This is a genomic window from Roseicyclus sediminis, assembly GCF_025515305.1.
Taxonomy (GTDB): Bacteria; Pseudomonadota; Alphaproteobacteria; order Rhodobacterales; family Rhodobacteraceae; genus Roseibacterium; species Roseibacterium sediminis.
The window spans coordinates 1-15,908 of record NZ_JAOPHT010000023.1; the positions used below are offsets into that span (position 1 = coordinate 1).

The following is a 15,908-nucleotide window of genomic DNA, read 5'->3' on the forward strand; positions in this document are numbered from 1 at the left end:
CAGGCTGGCGCCCTCGGGGGCTGCGGCGCGCGGCGGCGCGGCGTCGATCCCGGCCAGCAGCGGGCCGAGGGGCACGAGCTCGGGGAAGGGGGCGTCCGCCGAGCCCTGCAGCCGCGCGTCGAGCGCGGGCACGTCCGGGCCACAGGCGGCCAGGAGCGGAAGGGCGATGACGAGGATGGCGAACAGGCGTCCCATGGCTCCGAGCTAACCCGAGCGGCGCGCCGCTGTCCAGCCGGCAGCCCTGCGCGGTTGAATTGAACGCGCGTTCAGATAATCTACGGGCCATGGCGCGCAAACAGGGCAGTCACGGGGACATCACGGGGCCGAAGGTGCGGGCGGCGGCGCTGCGGCTCTTCGCGCGGCACGGGTTCGCAGCTGTCTCGATGCGCCAGATCGCGTCGGAGGTCGGGGTGCAGGCGGGCGCGCTCTACCTCTACACCGCCGACAAGCAGACGCTGCTGTTCGAGTTGATGCGCGATCACCTGACCGAGCTCCTGGACGACTGGGACGCGCCGCAGGCGGGGCCGGTGGCGCAGCTGGAAGACTTCGTGCGTCATCACATCCGCTTCCACCTCGACCGCCCGGACCTGGTCTTCATCGCCTACATGGAGTTGAGGAACCTGACGCCGGAGAACTTCGCGGTGATCGAGGGGCTGCGGCGCGACTACGAGAATCGGCTGGAGACCGTGTTGAAGGCAGGGCAGGCGGCCGGCGTCTTCGCGGTGCCGGACACCAAGCTCGCCACCATGGCGCTGATCGCGATGCTGACCGGCGTCACGACTTGGTACCGCGAAGGCGGACGGCTCGACCGGGCCGCGGTCGAGGAATTCTACTGGGACATGGTGCGCAAGGCGGTCGCGGCCTGAAGGCGGTGCGCCCCGGCTCGGGCCCCCGGGGCCGGGCCCGGGAGCCGCTCGCCCGTGCCGCGCTGCCGCGGAACGCGGCGCGGGTCCGTGCCCCCGCGTCGGAAGGGACCCGCGGGCGTGGATGACGGGAGCCTCCGGCGGGAGTTTCTTGCCAGGATGAAGGCCTGCGGTCTCGCTTCGGTTCAGGCGTTGCTCGGGACCGCGGCCCGCCTGGCCTCACGCGGGAAGGGCACGAGGCGTTCGGCTTCCTCGTCCCATAGCTTCAGCGTGAAGGAGCGTAGCGCCTCGGGCCAGCCGATGGTCTGGACCTCGTACTTCTCGCGCAGCGCCCGGTGGCATTGCCGCAGCCGGTAGGAGGGGATGTTGGCGTTGAAGTGGTGGATGTCGTGATAGGCGATGTTGCCCGTCCCGAGATCCCACCACCAGCCGAGGTCCAGCGCGGAGGAGCCCTGCAGCGCGGCGCGGGCAGGGTTCAGGTCCGGCTTCCGGTCCCACCAGGTGTCCTCGAAATTGTGCTGCAGGTAGACGAGGAAGACGCCGATGCAGCCCGCGACGAAGACGGTGCCCGCGTAGATGACGAGGCCGGGGGCGCCCGCGAGCGTCCAGAGCAGGAAGATCCATGCCGCCAGCCCGAGATTGTGCAAGATCACTCCGCGCGCATCGATCCTTCCCGCGTTCTTCGGCCAGCGATAGGCGAGCACGTAGGTGACGAGGCCCCCCACCGGGATCATGAGCAAGGGGTTGCGGTAGAGCCGGTAACGCAGGCGCGTCCAGAAGCCCGCCTGCTCCCATTCGCGGAGCGTCATGGTGAAGATCTCGGTCGTGTGGCGTTCGTCGAGATTGCCCAGGTGCGAATGGTGTTCGTTGTGGTTGAACTGCATGACCCGGTAGGGCGTCAGCGTGAAGATGCTGAGCCCGTGGCCGGCCAGGTCGTTCGCGCGCTTGGTGGAGAAGAGCGAGCCGTGCCCGCAATCGTGCTGCAGCACGTAGAGGCGCACGCCCGAAAAGGCGTTCAGCACGATCAGCGGCACGACGAGCCACCAGACCGGCCACGCCTGAACCGTCAGCCACAACGTGAGGAAATAGACGGCGAAGGTGCCGAAATAGCTGGCGCTCGCGATGCGGTCGTCGCGCGCGATCCAGTCGCGGGTGAAGGCGCGGATCTCGCGGTCGGCCTCGCGCCGGTAGCCCGGGGTGATTTCCGGGCGGATGTGCAAGTCAGCAGTCATGGCTCCAAGCTCGCAGAAAACCTGTCGCAATGGGGTGTCGAGGCACCCGCTCCACCGTCATCTGGGAGGCCCCGCACCCCCTGTAAAGTGGCACGGGACCGTTCCATCTGCAACTATCGTGCTGCGACCACGCGCGGGGTCGGCGAAACTTCTCCCGCCGGGGCGCGGAACGGCCGGCCGGTGACCGTCAGAGCGCGGGGTAGACCGGGAACCTCTGGCAGAGTTCCACGACTTCGGCCGCGACCTTCGCCTCGGTCGCGCCGTTGCCATCCTCGCCGTTGGCGGCGAGCCCCTCGACCACCTCGACGATCCAGTCGCCGATCTGGCGGAACTCCGTCTCGCCGAAGCCGCGCGTTGTGCCGGCGGGGGAGCCGAGGCGGATGCCGCTGGTGATCGTCGGCTTCTCGGTGTCGAAGGGGATGCCGTTCTTGTTGCAGGTGATGTGCGCACGCCCGAGCGCCTTCTCGGTGGCGTTGCCCTTCACGCCCTTGGGACGCAGGTCGACGAGCATCAGGTGCGTGTCGGTGCCACCCGTGACGATGTCGAGGCCACCCTTCATCAGCTGGTCGGCGAGCGCCTGGGCATTGGCGATGACCTGGCCCTGGTAGTCCTTGAAACCGGGGCGAAGCGCCTCGCCGAAGGCCACGGCCTTGGCGGCGATCACGTGCATCAGGGGGCCGCCCTGGATGCCCGGGAAGATCGCCGAGTTGATCTTCTTCGCGATGTCCTCGTCTTCGGTCAGGATCATGCCGCCGCGGGGGCCGCGCAGCGTCTTGTGCGTGGTCGTGGTGGCGACATGGGCATGCGGGAAGGGCGAGGGGTAATGGCCCGAGGCCACCAGTCCCGCGAAGTGCGCCATGTCGACGAGAAGATACGCGCCGACGCTGTCGGCGATCTCGCGCATCCTGGCGAAATCGATGATCCGCGGAATGGCCGAGCCGCCGGCGATGATCATCTTCGGCTTGTGCTCGGCGGTCAGCTCCGCGACCTGGTCGTAATCGACCTGAAGGTCCTGCTGGCGCACACCGTACTGGATGGCGTTGAACCACTTGCCCGACTGGTTTGGCTTGGCGCCGTGGGTCAGGTGCCCGCCCGCATCGAGGCTCATGCCGAGGATCGTGTCGCCGGGTTTCAGCAGCGCGGTGAAGACGCCCTGGTTGGCCTGGCTGCCCGAGTTGGGCTGCACGTTGGCGAAGCCGCAGTCGAACAGCTGCTTCGCCCTTTCGATGGCGAGGTTCTCGGCGATGTCCACGTAGTCGCAGCCGCCGTAGTAACGCCGGCCGGGATAACCCTCGGCGTACTTGTTGGTCATGACCGAGCCCTGGGCCTCCATCACGGCGGCGGAGACGATGTTCTCCGACGCGATGAGTTCGATCTCCTCGCGCTGGCGGCCAAGCTCCTTGCGGATGGCGCCGAAGATCTCGGGGTCGCGGGTCTCGAGGCTTTCGGTGAAGAATCCGGGATCGCGGTGCGGGGCGTTCATGGGGCTCCTCCTCGGGGCAGGGCGGCGATTGGGTGAGGCATGTATTGCATTCATGCCCGCGCGGGAAGGGTGGAAAGCGGCGAATGCGGCGTCGCGGGCGGCATCGTGGGCCCGGAGGGAACCCGATGGCGCCGATGCGGGATTGAGTTTCCGAAAGGCGCGCGCGAAGGTCAGGGCGGGACATTGACCACAGGAGGCGCGGATATGCCCGCGGCCCGCAACATCGCCTTTCTCGCCTCCGACACCGAGCTTGCGCTGGAGGCGAAGGACAGGCTCGAGGGGCTCTACGGCCGCTTTGCGCCCGAGGAGGCGGACGTGATCGTGGCGCTGGGCGGCGATGGCTTCATGCTGTCGACGCTGCATGCGACGCAGGCCTTGCAGGCGCCGGTCTACGGGATGAACCGCGGCACGGTCGGCTTTCTGATGAACGCCTACCGCGAGGACGACCTCGTGGCGCGGCTCGAGGCCGCCGAGGAGGAGGTCATCAATCCGCTGCACATGCGGGCGGTTCGCGTGGACGGTTCGACCCACGAGGCGCTCGCCATCAACGAGGTCAGCCTCCTGCGCGCAGGGCCCCAGGCCGCGAAGCTCAGGATCTACGTCGACGGGCGGCTCCGGATGGAGGAGCTGGTCTGCGACGGGGCGCTCGTGTGCACGCCGGCGGGGTCGACGGCCTACAACTACTCCGCCCACGGGCCCATCCTGCCGATCGGGGCGGATGTGCTCGCGGTGACGGCGGTGGCCGCGTTCCGGCCCCGGCGCTGGCGCGGGGCGCTCCTGCCCAAGACGGCCATTGTCCGCTTCGAGGTGATCGACCCCGACAAGCGCCCGGTGATGGCCGATGCCGACAGCCGTTCGGTGCGCGACGTGGCCTCGGTGGAGATCCGGACCGAGCCTGCCGTGCGTCACCGTATCCTGTTCGATCCCGGCCACGGTCTCGAGGAGCGCCTTATCAGGGAGCAGTTCGTCTGACACCGTGCTGCGGCGCGCCGCCACGCTGGAGGTCGGCGGCAGGGTAGTTTAAGGCTAAACTAATTTCGACGGGAGGGTGGCATGAGCGACGAGAAGACCGAGAGCCTGCGTTCGGCGGCGCTTTTCTACCACGAGTACCCGAAGCCCGGGAAACTCGAGATCCGGGCGACGAAGCCGCTGGCCAATGGGCGCGACCTCAGCCGTGCCTATTCGCCGGGCGTGGCCGAGGCGAGCCTTGAAATCAAGGCCGATCCCGCGAATGCCGCGCGCTACACGGCGCGCGGAAACCTCGTTGCGGTGGTCTCGAACGGGACTGCCGTCCTTGGGCTCGGCAACATCGGCGCGCTGGCGTCCAAGCCCGTGATGGAGGGCAAGGCCGTCCTCTTCAAGAAATTCGCCAACATCGACTGCTTCGACCTCGAGATCGCCGAGCAGGACCCGGAAAAGCTGGCCGAGATCGTCTGTTCGCTGGAGCCGACCTTCGGCGCGATCAATCTCGAGGACATCAAGGCGCCGGATTGCTTTGTCGTTGAACGGATCTGCCGCGAGCGGATGAACATTCCCGTCTTCCATGACGACCAGCACGGGACCGCCATCGTCGTGGGCGCGGCGGCCACAAACGCGCTGCGGATCTCGGGCAAGCGGTTCGAGGACATCAAGGTGGTGTCGACGGGCGGCGGCGCGGCGGGCATCGCGTGTCTCAACATGCTGCAGAAACTGGGCGTGAAACGCGAGAACGTCTGGCTTTGCGATATCCACGGCCTCGTTCACGAGGGGCGCGAGGTGGACATGAACCCGCAGAAGGCGGCCTATGCTCAGGCCTCCGACCTGCGCACGCTGTCCGACGTGATCGAGGGGGCGGACCTGTTCCTCGGCCTGTCCGGGCCCGGCGTGCTCACGGCCGAGATGGTCGCGAAGATGGCGGATCGGCCCATCGTCTTCGCGCTCGCCAATCCCACGCCTGAGATCCTGCCCGACGAGGTGCGCTCGGTCGCGCCCGACGCGATCATCGCCACGGGCCGGAGCGATTTCCCGAACCAGGTCAACAACGTTCTGTGTTTCCCCTTCATCTTCCGCGGCGCGCTCGACGTCGGCGCGACCGAGATCAACGACGAGATGCAGATCGCCTGCATCGAGGGGATCGCCGCGCTTGCCCGCGCGACCACCAGTGCCGAGGCCGCCGCCGCCTACCAGGGCGAGCAGCTGACCTTCGGGGCGGATTACCTGATCCCCAAGCCCTTCGATCCCCGCCTGATCGCGGTGGTGGCGAGTGCGGTGGCGGAGGCTGCGATGGCCTCGGGCGTGGCGACGCGCCCGATCGAGGATTTCACGGCCTACCGCGCGAAGCTGCAGCAATCGGTTTTCCGCTCGGCCCTCATCATGCGGCCGGTCTTCGAGGCCGCGGCGACGACCTCGCGGCGCATCGTCTTCGCCGAGGGCGAGGACGAGCGCGTCCTGCGCGCGGCCCAAGCCATGCTTGAGGAAACCACCGACACCCCGATCCTGATCGGCCGGCCCGACGTGATCGAACGGCGCGCCGAGCGGGCGGGCCTGACGATCCGGCCCGCGGTCGATTTCGAACTGGTGAACCCCGAGAACGATCCGCGCTACCGCGACTACTGGGGCACCTACCATTCGGTGATGCAGCGCCGGGGCGTGACCCCCGACCTCGCCCGCGCGATCATGCGGACGAACACCACGGCGATCGGCGCAGTAATGGTCTACCGCGACGAGGCCGACAGCCTTATCTGCGGCACGTTCGGCCAGTATCTCTGGCACTTGAACTACATCACGCAACTCCTTGGAAACAAGGAGCTTCACCCGGTTGGCGCGCTCAGCCTCATGATCCTGGAGGATGGGCCGCTCTTCATCGCGGATACGCATGTCCATGCCGTGCCGAGCCCCGAGCAGATCGCCGAGTCGGTGATCGCGACGGCCCGCCACGTGAAGCGATTCGGCGTCGAGGCGAAGATCGCGCTCTGCTCCGGCAGCCAGTTCGGCAACCTCGACAGTGACAGCGGTCGGCGGATGCGGGCGGCGCTCGACATTCTCGACAGCGAGCCGCGCGGCTTCTTCTACGAGGGCGAGATGCATGTCGACAGCGCGCTCGACCCCGAACTGCGTGCGCGCATCTTCCCCAATTCCCGCCTTCCGGGCGCGGCCAACGCGCTTATCTTCGCCTCGACCGACGGGGCGGGCGCGGCGCGGAACATCCTGAAGATGCGGGCGAACGGGCTCGAGGTGGGGCCGATCCTGATGGGGATGGGCAACAAGGCCCATATCGTGACCCCCGCGATCACGGCGCGCGGGCTTCTGAACATCTCGGCGCTCGCCGGAACGCCGGTCAGCACCTACGGCTAGGGGGCGACCCGCACCGGGCCAGGGTTTCGCCCGGCGCGGGGGAGGTCAGGACCTCACTTGCCGGGTTTGCCGCCGCCGGCTGCCTTCTTCGGCGCGGGTTTCTTGTCGCCCATGTCTCTCTTCCTCAGGTGCGGACGGGCCCCATGCCCGCCCGGCGTGATGCAAGAGTGAGCGCGCGCGCCCCGAGTCGTGCAAGCGGCGTCGCGTCTGTTTCAGCGGATGTGATGGCCGCTCAGCCCAGCGTGATCCGGATGAGCGTCACGATCATGAGGAAGGCGGCCGTCAGCGCCGCGATGATCAGCGCGGGATAGCCCCAGATCAGCACGGCCGAGGCGACGCCCGCGACGACGCCGAAGATGGCGGCGAAGGCGTTGTCGACGGGCCCCTCGACCACTTCGCGGGCCATGCGGCCGATGATCGGAAGACGATAGGTCACATGGCGGGTGATCCAGCGCTCGCGCGCCGGTGCATCGGGCATCGTGGTCATGGCAATCTCCTGTTCGCACGGGGATAGCTAGGCCGGATGCCGCACCGCAGAATGGGCCGGAATGTCGCAGGATGCCCCGGCCTGCGGCAATGTCACCTAATTGCGCAGCGCTTGTGCGGAGCGATAGAAAATTGCGCAGTCGAAGGAAGGGAGTGCCGAGATGGGATACGCCGCGATCTACGAGGCCGCGAAGGCCGATCCCGATGCGTTCTGGATGGGCGCCGCGGAAGGCATCGACTGGGTGAAGCCACCTTCCCGCGCGCTCTTCGCGGAGAACGCGCCGCTCTACGAGTGGTTCGCCGACGGCATGCTCAACGGGTGCTGGAACGCGGTCGACCGGCATGTGGAAGCGGGCCATGGCGGACGCGTTGCGATCATCCACGACAGTCCGCTGACGGGCACGACCCACAAGATCACCTATGCCGAGCTGCGCGACCGCGTGGCGAGCCTTGCCGGCGCGCTCAAGGCCAAGGGCGTGGAGAAGGGCGACCGCGTCATCATCTACATGCCGATGGTCCCCGAGGCGCTGGAGGCGATGCTGGCCTGCGCGCGCCTGGGCGCGATCCACTCGGTCGTCTTCGGCGGGTTCGCCGCGAACGAGCTTGCCGTGCGCATCGACGATTGCCGGCCCAAATGCATCATCGCCGCCTCTTGCGGGATCGAGCCGGGCCGCGTGGTCCATTACAAGCCGCTTCTCGACGGGGCGCTCGAGATCGCCGAGCACTCGCCGGAATTCTGCGTGATCTTCCAGCGGGAGCAGGAAGTGGCGCAACTGGAGGACGGGCGCGACGTCGACTGGCACGCCTTCCAGTACGGCGTGAAACCGGCCGACTGCGTTCCGGTGGAGGGAAACCACCCCGCTTACATCCTCTATACCTCGGGCACGACGGGTCAGCCCAAGGGCGTCGTGCGCCACACCGGCGGCCACCTCGTCGCGCTCAACTGGTCGATGCGGAACCTCTACGACATGAACCCCGGCGAGGTGTTCTGGGCCGCCTCGGACGTCGGCTGGGTCGTGGGGCATTCCTACATCTGCTACGCGCCGCTGACCTTCGGCTGCACGACCATCGTGTTCGAGGGCAAGCCGGTGGGAACGCCCGACGCCGGCACCTTCTGGCGCGTGATCAGCGACCACGGGGTCAAGTGCCTGTTCACCGCGCCGACCGCCTTCCGTGCGATCAAGCGGGACGACCCGGGCGGGGCGCTGGTGGGGGATTATGACCTCTCCTGTCTCGAGACGCTGTTTCTCGCGGGCGAGCGTGCCGACCCCGATACGATCGAATGGGCGCAGAACCAGCTCGGAGTGCCGGTGATCGACCACTGGTGGCAGACCGAGACCGGTTGGGCGATCGCGGGCAACCCGCTCGGGATCGAGAAGCTGCCGGTCAAGATCGGCTCGCCCTCCGTTGCGATGCCCGGCTACGACGTGCAGATCCTCGACGAGGGCGGGCACCCGATGAAGCCGGGCGAGCTTGGCGCCATCGCGGTGAAACTGCCCCTGCCGCCCGGAACGCTGCCGACGCTCTGGGAAGCCGAGGACCGGTTCCGGAAGTCCTACCTCAGCCATTTTCCCGGCTACTACGAGACGGGCGATGCGGGCATGATCGACGAGGATGGATACCTCTACATCATGGCGCGCACCGACGACGTCATCAACGTCGCCGGCCATCGTCTGTCCACCGGTGGCATGGAGGAGGTGCTGGCCTCCCACAGGGACGTCGCGGAATGCGCCGTGATCGGTGTCTCCGACCCCCTGAAGGGTCAGTTGCCCATGGGGTTCCTCTGTCTCAACAAGGGCGCCGAGACGCCCCCGGAGCAGGTGGTCGCGGAATGCGTGAAGCTCGTCCGCGACAGGATCGGCCCGGTTGCGGCCTTCAAGCTCGCCGTCGTGGTGGACCGCCTGCCCAAGACGCGCTCGGGCAAGATCCTGCGTGGCACCATGGTCAAGATCGCCGATGGCGAGGACTTCAAGATGCCCGCCACCATCGACGACCCCGCCATTCTCGACGAGATCGCCACCGCGGTGCGCACGCTGGGCTACGGACGCTGAACCGCGTCCGGCGCTTGGCAGGGACAGGGCGTCGGTGCTAGGCTCGCCCGTGGTGGATTGCGAGCGGCCGGGGTTTCATGCGCGACGGGGCGGAGCCGGAGGAGTCGAAGACCGTCGGGCGGGATGCCGCGGACGGTGCGGCCACGCTTTCCGATACGCTCCAGTTCTTCAGCCATGACATCCGCGCCGCCGTGTCCGACGTGGTCGGCGGCCTTCGCCTGATCGACGAGGCCCGGCTCGACGCGGACACGCGCGCTCAACTCGACCGGGTCAGGGCGGCGGGCGACACGCTTGCCGGTATGGTGGAATCTGCCCTCATGGCCGCGTCGGGCGAAATCCGCGTCATCGCGACCGAGGAGGCCGAGGCGGTATCGTCGCTGGTGGAAACCTGGCGCAGGCGCTGGGCCGGCCGCGCCGCCGAGGGCGGCGTCGGCCTGTCGATCCAGACCGAGGGGGACCTGTCGCTGAGGGTCCGCGCCCCGCGCCTGCCGCTGGAGCGCATCGTCTGCAACCTGATCGCCAACGCGGTCTCCCACGGCGGCGGCGCTGCGATCCGGCTGCGGGTCGCGGCCGATGCCGGGACGGGCCTCGAGGTCGAGGTGGCCGATGGCGGCCGAGGCTATCCCGAGGACATCGCCACGCGCCCGCGCGTCGCGGGTCATGGTCTAGGGCTTCGGATCGCGGCCGAACTGTCGCGCCAGATCGGCGCGTCGCTGGAGACCGGCAATGGCGGCCCGCTCGGGGGCGCCGTCGCCTGCCTGGCGCTGCCGGCCGAACGTCTTGAGCAGGGGAGGGCCGAGGACGCGGAGGCGCCCGGCATGCCCGACCTTTCGGACCTGCGCATTCTCGTGGCCGAGGACAACCTGACGAACCAGGCGATCCTGTCGCGCATGCTCGGACAGATGGGCGCACGGACGGTTTTCGCCTCCGACGGGGCCGAGGCGCTCGAGGCGCTCGCGGCCGAGGACTTCGATATCGCGCTCGTCGATATCGAGATGCCGCGTGTCTCGGGTCTCGAGGTGATGCGCGTGACCCGGGCCCGGGACGACGCCGCGGCCGCGATGCCGATCGTCGCGCTGACGGCCTATGTCCTGCGCGACAACCGCGAGGCGATCTACGCGGCGGGCGCGGACGGCATCATCGGCAAGCCCGTGGCCTCGGCCGAGGAGTTCGGCCGCGCCATCCTGCGTCACGCGGGGCGTCCAGCCGGCCTGCCCGAGCCCGAGGACGTGCTGGCCCACGGCGGACAGGACGCGGCTTTTGGCGTGAAGATGGACGAGGAACGCCTCGACGGTCTGCTCGCCGCCGCAGGTCCCGATGGCGCGCGCGAGCTTCTCGAACGTCTCGACGAGGACCTGCGCTCGGTGCGCGACAAGCTCGAGGAAGGCGTGCGCGACAGTTCGGTGCCGCTCATCCGAGAGCAGACCCATATCCTCATCGCGGTCTCGGGGGCCGTGGGGGCGGACCGGCTCTGCCGCCTGGCCGAGGTTCTGAACATCGCGGCCAAGCGGCGGCGGATCGACGATCTGGCCGCCCTTCACGCCCCCTGCCGCCGCGACCTCGACGAGCTTATCGCGCTGATCGCCCTGCGGGTCGCCGCGCGGGGCTGAGCCAGGGGGGCGCGCATGCGCGGCGCGCGCGCGCGCGCCCCGGGCCTTGCGCTTGTCCCCGGGGCGGCACAGACTGGCCCCGACCGATCGAAGCAGCCGGAGACGTCCCGCCCATGTCCGACGACCTGATCGCCTCCGCCGAGAGCGTCCGGCGCATGGCCTACGCGCCCTATTCCGGCTTTGCCGTGGGCGCCGCGATCCGGGCCGCGGGCGGGCGTGTCCACGTCGGCTGCAACGTCGAGAACGTTGCCTATCCCGAGGGGACCTGCGCCGAGGCGGGCGCCATCGCGGCGATGATCGCGGCGGGTGACACCGAGATCGCCGAGGTCGCCGTGATCGCCGACGCGCCCGCCCCCGTGCCGCCGTGCGGCGGCTGCCGCCAGAAGCTCGCGGAATTCGCCGGGCCCGAGGTCGTGGTGACGATGGCGACGGCGGACGGCAAGCGCCTCGCCTCGACGGTCGCCGAGTTGCTGCCGGGGCGGTTCGACGCGGGCTTCATGGACCGCGCCACGCCCGGAGCGTCATGACCACCGCCCGCGGCATCCTCGCGCGGCTCCGCGACGGCGACCGCCTCACCGAGGCGGAGCTTTTCTGGTTCGCCGAGGGACTGGCCAGCGGCGAAGTCACCGACAGTCAGGCCGGGGCCTTCGCCATGGCGGTCTGCACCCGGGGGCTCGGGCCCGAAGGGCGGGTGATGCTGACGACCGCGATGCGCGAGTCCGGCGACGTCCTGAAATGGGACCTCGACGGGCCGGTGCTCGACAAGCATTCCACGGGCGGGGTGGGGGACAGTGTCTCGCTCCTGCTTGCGCCCGCGCTCGCCGCCTGCGGGGCCTACGTGCCGATGATCTCGGGCCGGGGCCTTGGTCATACCGGCGGTACACTCGACAAGCTCGAGGCGATCCCGGGCTACCGCACGCAGGTCTCGGTCGAGGACCTGCAGGAGATCGTCGCCGACATCGGCTGCGCCATCGTGGGGGCGAGTGCGGACATCGCGCCCGCCGACCGGCGGCTCTACGCTGTGCGCGACGTGACGGGGACGGTGGAGTCGATCGACCTCATCACCGCCTCGATCCTGTCGAAGAAGCTCGCCGCCGGGCTCGAGGCGCTGGTCCTCGACGTCAAGGTCGGCACCGGGGCCTTCATGGCCGCGCCCGCCGACGCGCTGGCGCTGGCCGAGGCGCTGGTGAAGACGGCGCAGGGGGCAGGATGCATGACCTCGGCGCTTGTGACCGACATGAACCAGCCTCTTGGGCGCACTGCCGGAAATGCGGTCGAGGTGATGGAGGTGATGGAGGCGCTGACCGGTGGCGACCCGGCCTCGGACCTGATGCGCGTCACGGTGGCGCTGGGCGGCGAGGTGCTGGCGCTGGGCGGACTGGCGGCCGACGCCGCCGATGGCGAGGGGCGCATCCGCCGCGCGCTCGACAGCGGGCAGGCGGCGGAGGTTTTCGGCGAGATGGTGGCCGAGCTCGGCGGCCCGGTCGACTTCGTGGAACGCTGGCGCGACCGGCTGCCGGCGGCGAAGGTGATGGTCGACATCCATCCCGGCGACGCGGGCACCGTCGCCGCCATCGACGCCCGCGCCCTGGGCGAGGCGGTCGTGCAACTCGGTGGCGGGCGGTTGCGGCAGGAAGATCGCGTCGATCCCGCGGTGGGCCTCTCCGACATCGCCCGGATCGGTCAGAAGGTGGACCCGAAGACACCGCTCCTGCGCATCCACGCCGCTTCGGAAGAAGCCGCGCGCGCGGTGGCCGCGGCCGTGCGAAACGCCTTCACCCTCGGTTCGGGCGAGGTCGAGGCACCGCCTCTCATCCACGAGAGGATCGGCTGATGCCGCGCGCCTTCCTCGTGGTCATGGACAGCGTCGGCTGTGGTGGCGCGCCCGATGCCGACCGCTTCTTCAACGGCGACTTGCCGGACACCGGCGCGAACACGCTCGGCCACATCGCCGCCGCCTGTGCGGCCGGAGAGGCGGAGGAGGGGCGCAGCGGGCCGCTCAGGATGCCGCATCTCGACGCGCTTGGCCTCGGCGCCGCCGTGCGGCTGGCGTCGGGCGCGCGGGGCGAGGGGCTCGATGCCGACCCCGTGGGCCTCTGGGGCGCGGCGCAGGAGGTCTCCGTCGGCAAGGACACGCCTTCGGGCCACTGGGAACTCGCCGGCCTTCCGGTCCCGTGGGAGTGGAGCTACTTCCCCAAGACCGACCCCGCCTTTCCCGACGATATCGTGGCGGAGGTGATGCGGCTTGCCGGAACCGACGGCATCCTCGGCAATTGCCACGCCAGCGGCACCGAGATCATCGCGCGGCTGGGCGAGGAGCATCAGCGCACCGGCTGGCCCATCTGCTACACGTCCATCGACAGCGTCTTCCAGATCGCCGCCCATGAAGAGAGCTTCGGCCTCGACCGTCTGCTCGCGCTTTGCGAGGGGCTCGCCCCCATGCTGCACGCCCGCCGCGTGGGCCGGGTCATCGCGCGGCCCTTCGTCGGCACGCCCGGCCACTACACCCGCACGGTGAACCGCCGCGACTACGCGATCACCCCGCCTGAGCCCACGCTCCTCGACTGGGTGCAGGCGGCGGGCCGCCGGACCTACGGGATCGGCAAGATCCGCGACATCTTCGCGGGGCAGGGGGTGGGGGCCTACGTCAAGGGCGCCGACGCCGATCTCATGGACCACCTCGCCGCCCACGTGGAGAACGCCGAGGACGGGAGCCTGACCTTCGCCAACTTCGTCGAGTTCGACAGCCTTTACGGGCACCGCCGCAACGTCTCGGGCTATGCGCGGCACCTCGAATGGTTCGACACGGAAATCGGCCCGATCCTCGCCGCGCTCCGCCCCGACGACCTGATGATCTTCACCGCCGACCATGGCAACGATCCAACCTGGCCCAGCACCGACCACACCCGCGAACGGGTGCCGGTCATTGCAAAGGGGCCCTATTCCGGGCAGATCGGCATTTGCGGCTTCGCGGATGTCGCGGCTTCGGTCGCAGCGCATCTGGATATCCCCAACGCGGGGCCGGGACAGTCGTTCCTGTGAAGCCAACGGGGGAGCCATGACATCCGAGTCGATCTATTTCGCCATGACCTTCGTCGTCGTGGCGCTCGCCGTGCGCTACGTCGGGCCCTTCATCGGGCGACCGCGCACGCCGTGGAGGGGCGCGCTGGCCTTTGCCTTCCTGGTCGCCTTCGTCGGCTGGGTCATCGGAGCGTGAGACGGAGAAACGGATGAGAGACCTGCCCAAGATCGAGCTTCACCTGCATCACGAGGGTGCCGCGCCGCCGTCCTTCATCCGGGGGCTGGCGAAGGAGAAGGGCGTCGACCTGTCGGGCATCTTCACGGAGGATGGCGGATACGCCTACCGGGACTTCTGGCATTTCCTCAGCGTCTACGAGGCGGCGACCAGTGTCCTGCAAAGCCCCGAGGATTATGCCCGCCTGACCCGCGCCGTTCTGGAGGAGAGCGCGGCGAACGGCGTGGTCTATTCCGAGACCTTCCTCTCCCCCGATTTCTGTGGCGGCGGTGACATTGCGGCCTGGCGCGAATACCTCGCTGCCATCCGCGAAGCCGCCGACGAGGCCGAGCGCGACCTCGGCATCACGCTTCGCGGCATCGTCACCTGCATCCGCCATTTCGGCCCCGAGCGCGCGCGGCCCATCGCCGAGTGCGCGGCCGACACCGCGGGAGACTGGCTCGTGGGTTTCGGCATGGCGGGCGACGAGCTGAAGGGGAAGCCGTCCGACTTCCTATGGGCCTTCCAATGCGCGCGGGAGGCGGGGCTGCGCATCACCGTCCATGCGGGCGAGTGGGGCGGGGCAGCCTCGGTCCGCGACGCGCTCGACGCGCTCCACCCCGAGCGGATCGGCCATGGCGTGCAGGCCATCGAGGACCTCGCGCTTGTCGACCGTCTGGCCGAGGACGGGATCGTGCTGGAGTGCTGCCCGGGCTCCAACGTGACGCTCGGCGTCTTCGAGAGCTGGCGCGCGCACCCGATCGAGACGCTGCGCGAGAGGGGCGTGAAGGTCACCGTCTCCACCGACGACCCGCCGTTCTTCGGGATCAGCATGACCTCGGATTACGAGAATCTCGCGCGCACCTTCGGCTGGGACGAGGAGGTCTTCGCCGAGGTCAACCGCACCGCTCTCGACGCCGCGTTCTGCGATGCGGCCACGAAAGAGAAGATCGCCAAGAAACTGGGGGACAGCGCCACATGACCGAGCACCTGACCATCGTCGACCACCCGCTGGTGCAGCACAAGCTGACGCTGATGCGGGACAAGACCACCTCGACGAAATCCTTCCGGCAGCTCCTGAACGAGATCAGCCATCTCCTGGCCTACGAGGTCACGCGCAACCTGCCGATGACCACGGTCGAGGTCGAGACGCCGCTGGAGAAGATGCAGGCGCCGATCATCGCGGGCAAGAAACTGGCGCTGGTGTCGATCCTGCGCGCGGGCAACGGCCTGCTCGACGGGATCCTCGACCTCATCCCGAACGCGCGGGTCGGCTTTGTCGGCCTTTACCGCGATCCCGAGACGCTGCGGCCGGTGCAGTACTACTTCAAGGTGCCCTCCGAACTGGAGGACCGGCTGACCATCGTCGTCGACCCGATGCTCGCCACCGGCAATTCCTCGGTCGCGGCCATCGATCTCCTGAAGAACGCGGGCGCCACCAACATCCGGTTCCTGTGCCTGCTCGCCGCCCCCGAAGGCGTTGCCCGGATGAAGGAGGCGCATCCCGACGTGCCCATCGTGACCGCGGCGCTCGACAGCCACCTCAACGATCACGGCTACATCGTGCCGGGGCTCGGCGATGCGGGCGACCGGATGTACGGGACGAAATAGCGGC

At 69.0% G+C, this 15,908-nt stretch carries 15 protein-coding genes; 11 read left to right on the plus strand and 4 right to left on the minus strand.

Features of this window, described 5'->3' with window-relative positions; genetic code table 11:
- Positions 1 to 195 (minus strand): hypothetical protein (locus tag N8I71_RS19085; RefSeq protein ID WP_262879628.1); only part of this gene is annotated, 195 nt, incomplete at its 3' end.
- 89 nt (positions 196 to 284) lie between these two features.
- On the opposite strand from N8I71_RS19085, the gene N8I71_RS19090 reads away from it, so the two are divergent.
- Positions 285 to 866, plus strand: a complete 582-nt coding sequence (locus N8I71_RS19090; RefSeq protein WP_262879629.1) for a TetR/AcrR family transcriptional regulator — start codon at positions 285 to 287, stop codon at positions 864 to 866.
- A 182-nt stretch (positions 867 to 1,048) separates the two neighbouring features.
- Here the strand turns inward: N8I71_RS19090 and N8I71_RS19095 are convergent, their stop codons facing one another.
- Together N8I71_RS19095 and glyA are read right to left on the minus strand one after the other, a co-directional pair.
- Positions 1,049 to 2,095 (minus strand): fatty acid desaturase, encoded by a 1,047-nt coding sequence (locus tag N8I71_RS19095; protein WP_262879630.1) that lies wholly within the window; start codon positions 2,093 to 2,095, stop codon positions 1,049 to 1,051.
- 187 nt (positions 2,096 to 2,282) lie between these two features.
- Positions 2,283 to 3,578, minus strand: coding sequence for a serine hydroxymethyltransferase (gene glyA / locus N8I71_RS19100; RefSeq protein WP_262879631.1), 1,296 nt, complete (start codon positions 3,576 to 3,578; stop codon positions 2,283 to 2,285).
- Positions 3,579 to 3,782: 204 nt separating this feature from the next.
- On the opposite strand from glyA, the gene N8I71_RS19105 reads away from it, so the two are divergent.
- The gene (locus tag N8I71_RS19105) at positions 3,783 to 4,550 is read left to right on the plus strand and encodes an NAD kinase (protein WP_262879632.1); all 768 of its coding nucleotides are present in this window, start codon (positions 3,783 to 3,785) and stop codon (positions 4,548 to 4,550) included.
- 81 nt (positions 4,551 to 4,631) lie between these two features.
- Positions 4,632 to 6,911 (plus strand): NADP-dependent malic enzyme, encoded by a 2,280-nt coding sequence (locus N8I71_RS19110; protein ID WP_262879633.1) that lies wholly within the window; start codon positions 4,632 to 4,634, stop codon positions 6,909 to 6,911.
- A 232-nt stretch (positions 6,912 to 7,143) separates the two neighbouring features.
- Here the strand turns inward: N8I71_RS19110 and N8I71_RS19115 are convergent, their stop codons facing one another.
- Positions 7,144 to 7,398, minus strand: coding sequence for a hypothetical protein (locus N8I71_RS19115; RefSeq protein ID WP_262879634.1), 255 nt, complete (start codon positions 7,396 to 7,398; stop codon positions 7,144 to 7,146).
- Between the two features lie 160 nt (positions 7,399 to 7,558).
- Between N8I71_RS19115 and N8I71_RS19120 the strand changes: the two genes are divergently transcribed.
- From N8I71_RS19120 to upp, 8 genes are all read left to right on the plus strand, one after another.
- Complete coding sequence (locus tag N8I71_RS19120) at positions 7,559 to 9,448, plus strand: propionyl-CoA synthetase (protein WP_262879635.1); 1,890 nt, start codon at positions 7,559 to 7,561, stop codon at positions 9,446 to 9,448.
- Positions 9,449 to 9,525: 77 nt separating this feature from the next.
- Positions 9,526 to 11,058: a response regulator gene (locus N8I71_RS19125; RefSeq protein WP_262879636.1), complete on the plus strand. Its 1,533-nt coding sequence runs from the start codon at positions 9,526 to 9,528 to the stop codon at positions 11,056 to 11,058.
- 113 nt (positions 11,059 to 11,171) lie between these two features.
- Positions 11,172 to 11,585, plus strand: coding sequence for a cytidine deaminase (locus N8I71_RS19130; RefSeq protein WP_262879637.1), 414 nt, complete (start codon positions 11,172 to 11,174; stop codon positions 11,583 to 11,585).
- Positions 11,582 to 12,892, plus strand: coding sequence for a thymidine phosphorylase (locus tag N8I71_RS19135; RefSeq protein ID WP_262879638.1), 1,311 nt, complete (start codon positions 11,582 to 11,584; stop codon positions 12,890 to 12,892). Before N8I71_RS19130 ends, N8I71_RS19135 begins: the two co-directional genes overlap by 4 nt.
- Positions 12,892 to 14,100 (plus strand): phosphopentomutase, encoded by a 1,209-nt coding sequence (locus N8I71_RS19140; RefSeq protein WP_262879639.1) that lies wholly within the window; start codon positions 12,892 to 12,894, stop codon positions 14,098 to 14,100. Before N8I71_RS19135 ends, N8I71_RS19140 begins: the two co-directional genes overlap by 1 nt.
- A 16-nt stretch (positions 14,101 to 14,116) precedes the next feature.
- Positions 14,117 to 14,275: a hypothetical protein gene (locus tag N8I71_RS19145; RefSeq protein WP_262879640.1), complete on the plus strand. Its 159-nt coding sequence runs from the start codon at positions 14,117 to 14,119 to the stop codon at positions 14,273 to 14,275.
- A 13-nt stretch (positions 14,276 to 14,288) separates the two neighbouring features.
- Positions 14,289 to 15,275, plus strand: coding sequence for an adenosine deaminase (locus tag N8I71_RS19150; RefSeq protein ID WP_262879641.1), 987 nt, complete (start codon positions 14,289 to 14,291; stop codon positions 15,273 to 15,275).
- Positions 15,272 to 15,904 (plus strand): uracil phosphoribosyltransferase, encoded by a 633-nt coding sequence (gene upp / locus N8I71_RS19155; RefSeq protein WP_262879642.1) that lies wholly within the window; start codon positions 15,272 to 15,274, stop codon positions 15,902 to 15,904. The genes N8I71_RS19150 and upp overlap by 4 nt, the downstream gene beginning before the upstream one ends.
- The last annotated feature ends 4 nt before the right edge of the window (positions 15,905 to 15,908 follow it).

Coding starts and splice junctions, on each gene's coding strand:
- N8I71_RS19090 (WP_262879629.1), top strand. CDS start 285: ATGGCGCGCAAACAGGGCAGTCACGGGGACATCACGGGGCCGAAGGTG.
- N8I71_RS19095 (WP_262879630.1), bottom strand. CDS start 2,095: ATGACTGCTGACTTGCACATCCGCCCGGAAATCACCCCGGGCTACCGG.
- glyA (WP_262879631.1), bottom strand. CDS start 3,578: ATGAACGCCCCGCACCGCGATCCCGGATTCTTCACCGAAAGCCTCGAG.
- N8I71_RS19105 (WP_262879632.1), top strand. CDS start 3,783: ATGCCCGCGGCCCGCAACATCGCCTTTCTCGCCTCCGACACCGAGCTT.
- N8I71_RS19110 (WP_262879633.1), top strand. CDS start 4,632: ATGAGCGACGAGAAGACCGAGAGCCTGCGTTCGGCGGCGCTTTTCTAC.
- N8I71_RS19115 (WP_262879634.1), bottom strand. CDS start 7,398: ATGACCACGATGCCCGATGCACCGGCGCGCGAGCGCTGGATCACCCGC.
- N8I71_RS19120 (WP_262879635.1), top strand. CDS start 7,559: ATGGGATACGCCGCGATCTACGAGGCCGCGAAGGCCGATCCCGATGCG.
- N8I71_RS19125 (WP_262879636.1), top strand. CDS start 9,526: ATGCGCGACGGGGCGGAGCCGGAGGAGTCGAAGACCGTCGGGCGGGAT.
- N8I71_RS19130 (WP_262879637.1), top strand. CDS start 11,172: ATGTCCGACGACCTGATCGCCTCCGCCGAGAGCGTCCGGCGCATGGCC.
- N8I71_RS19135 (WP_262879638.1), top strand. CDS start 11,582: ATGACCACCGCCCGCGGCATCCTCGCGCGGCTCCGCGACGGCGACCGC.
- N8I71_RS19140 (WP_262879639.1), top strand. CDS start 12,892: ATGCCGCGCGCCTTCCTCGTGGTCATGGACAGCGTCGGCTGTGGTGGC.
- N8I71_RS19145 (WP_262879640.1), top strand. CDS start 14,117: ATGACATCCGAGTCGATCTATTTCGCCATGACCTTCGTCGTCGTGGCG.
- N8I71_RS19150 (WP_262879641.1), top strand. CDS start 14,289: ATGAGAGACCTGCCCAAGATCGAGCTTCACCTGCATCACGAGGGTGCC.
- upp (WP_262879642.1), top strand. CDS start 15,272: ATGACCGAGCACCTGACCATCGTCGACCACCCGCTGGTGCAGCACAAG.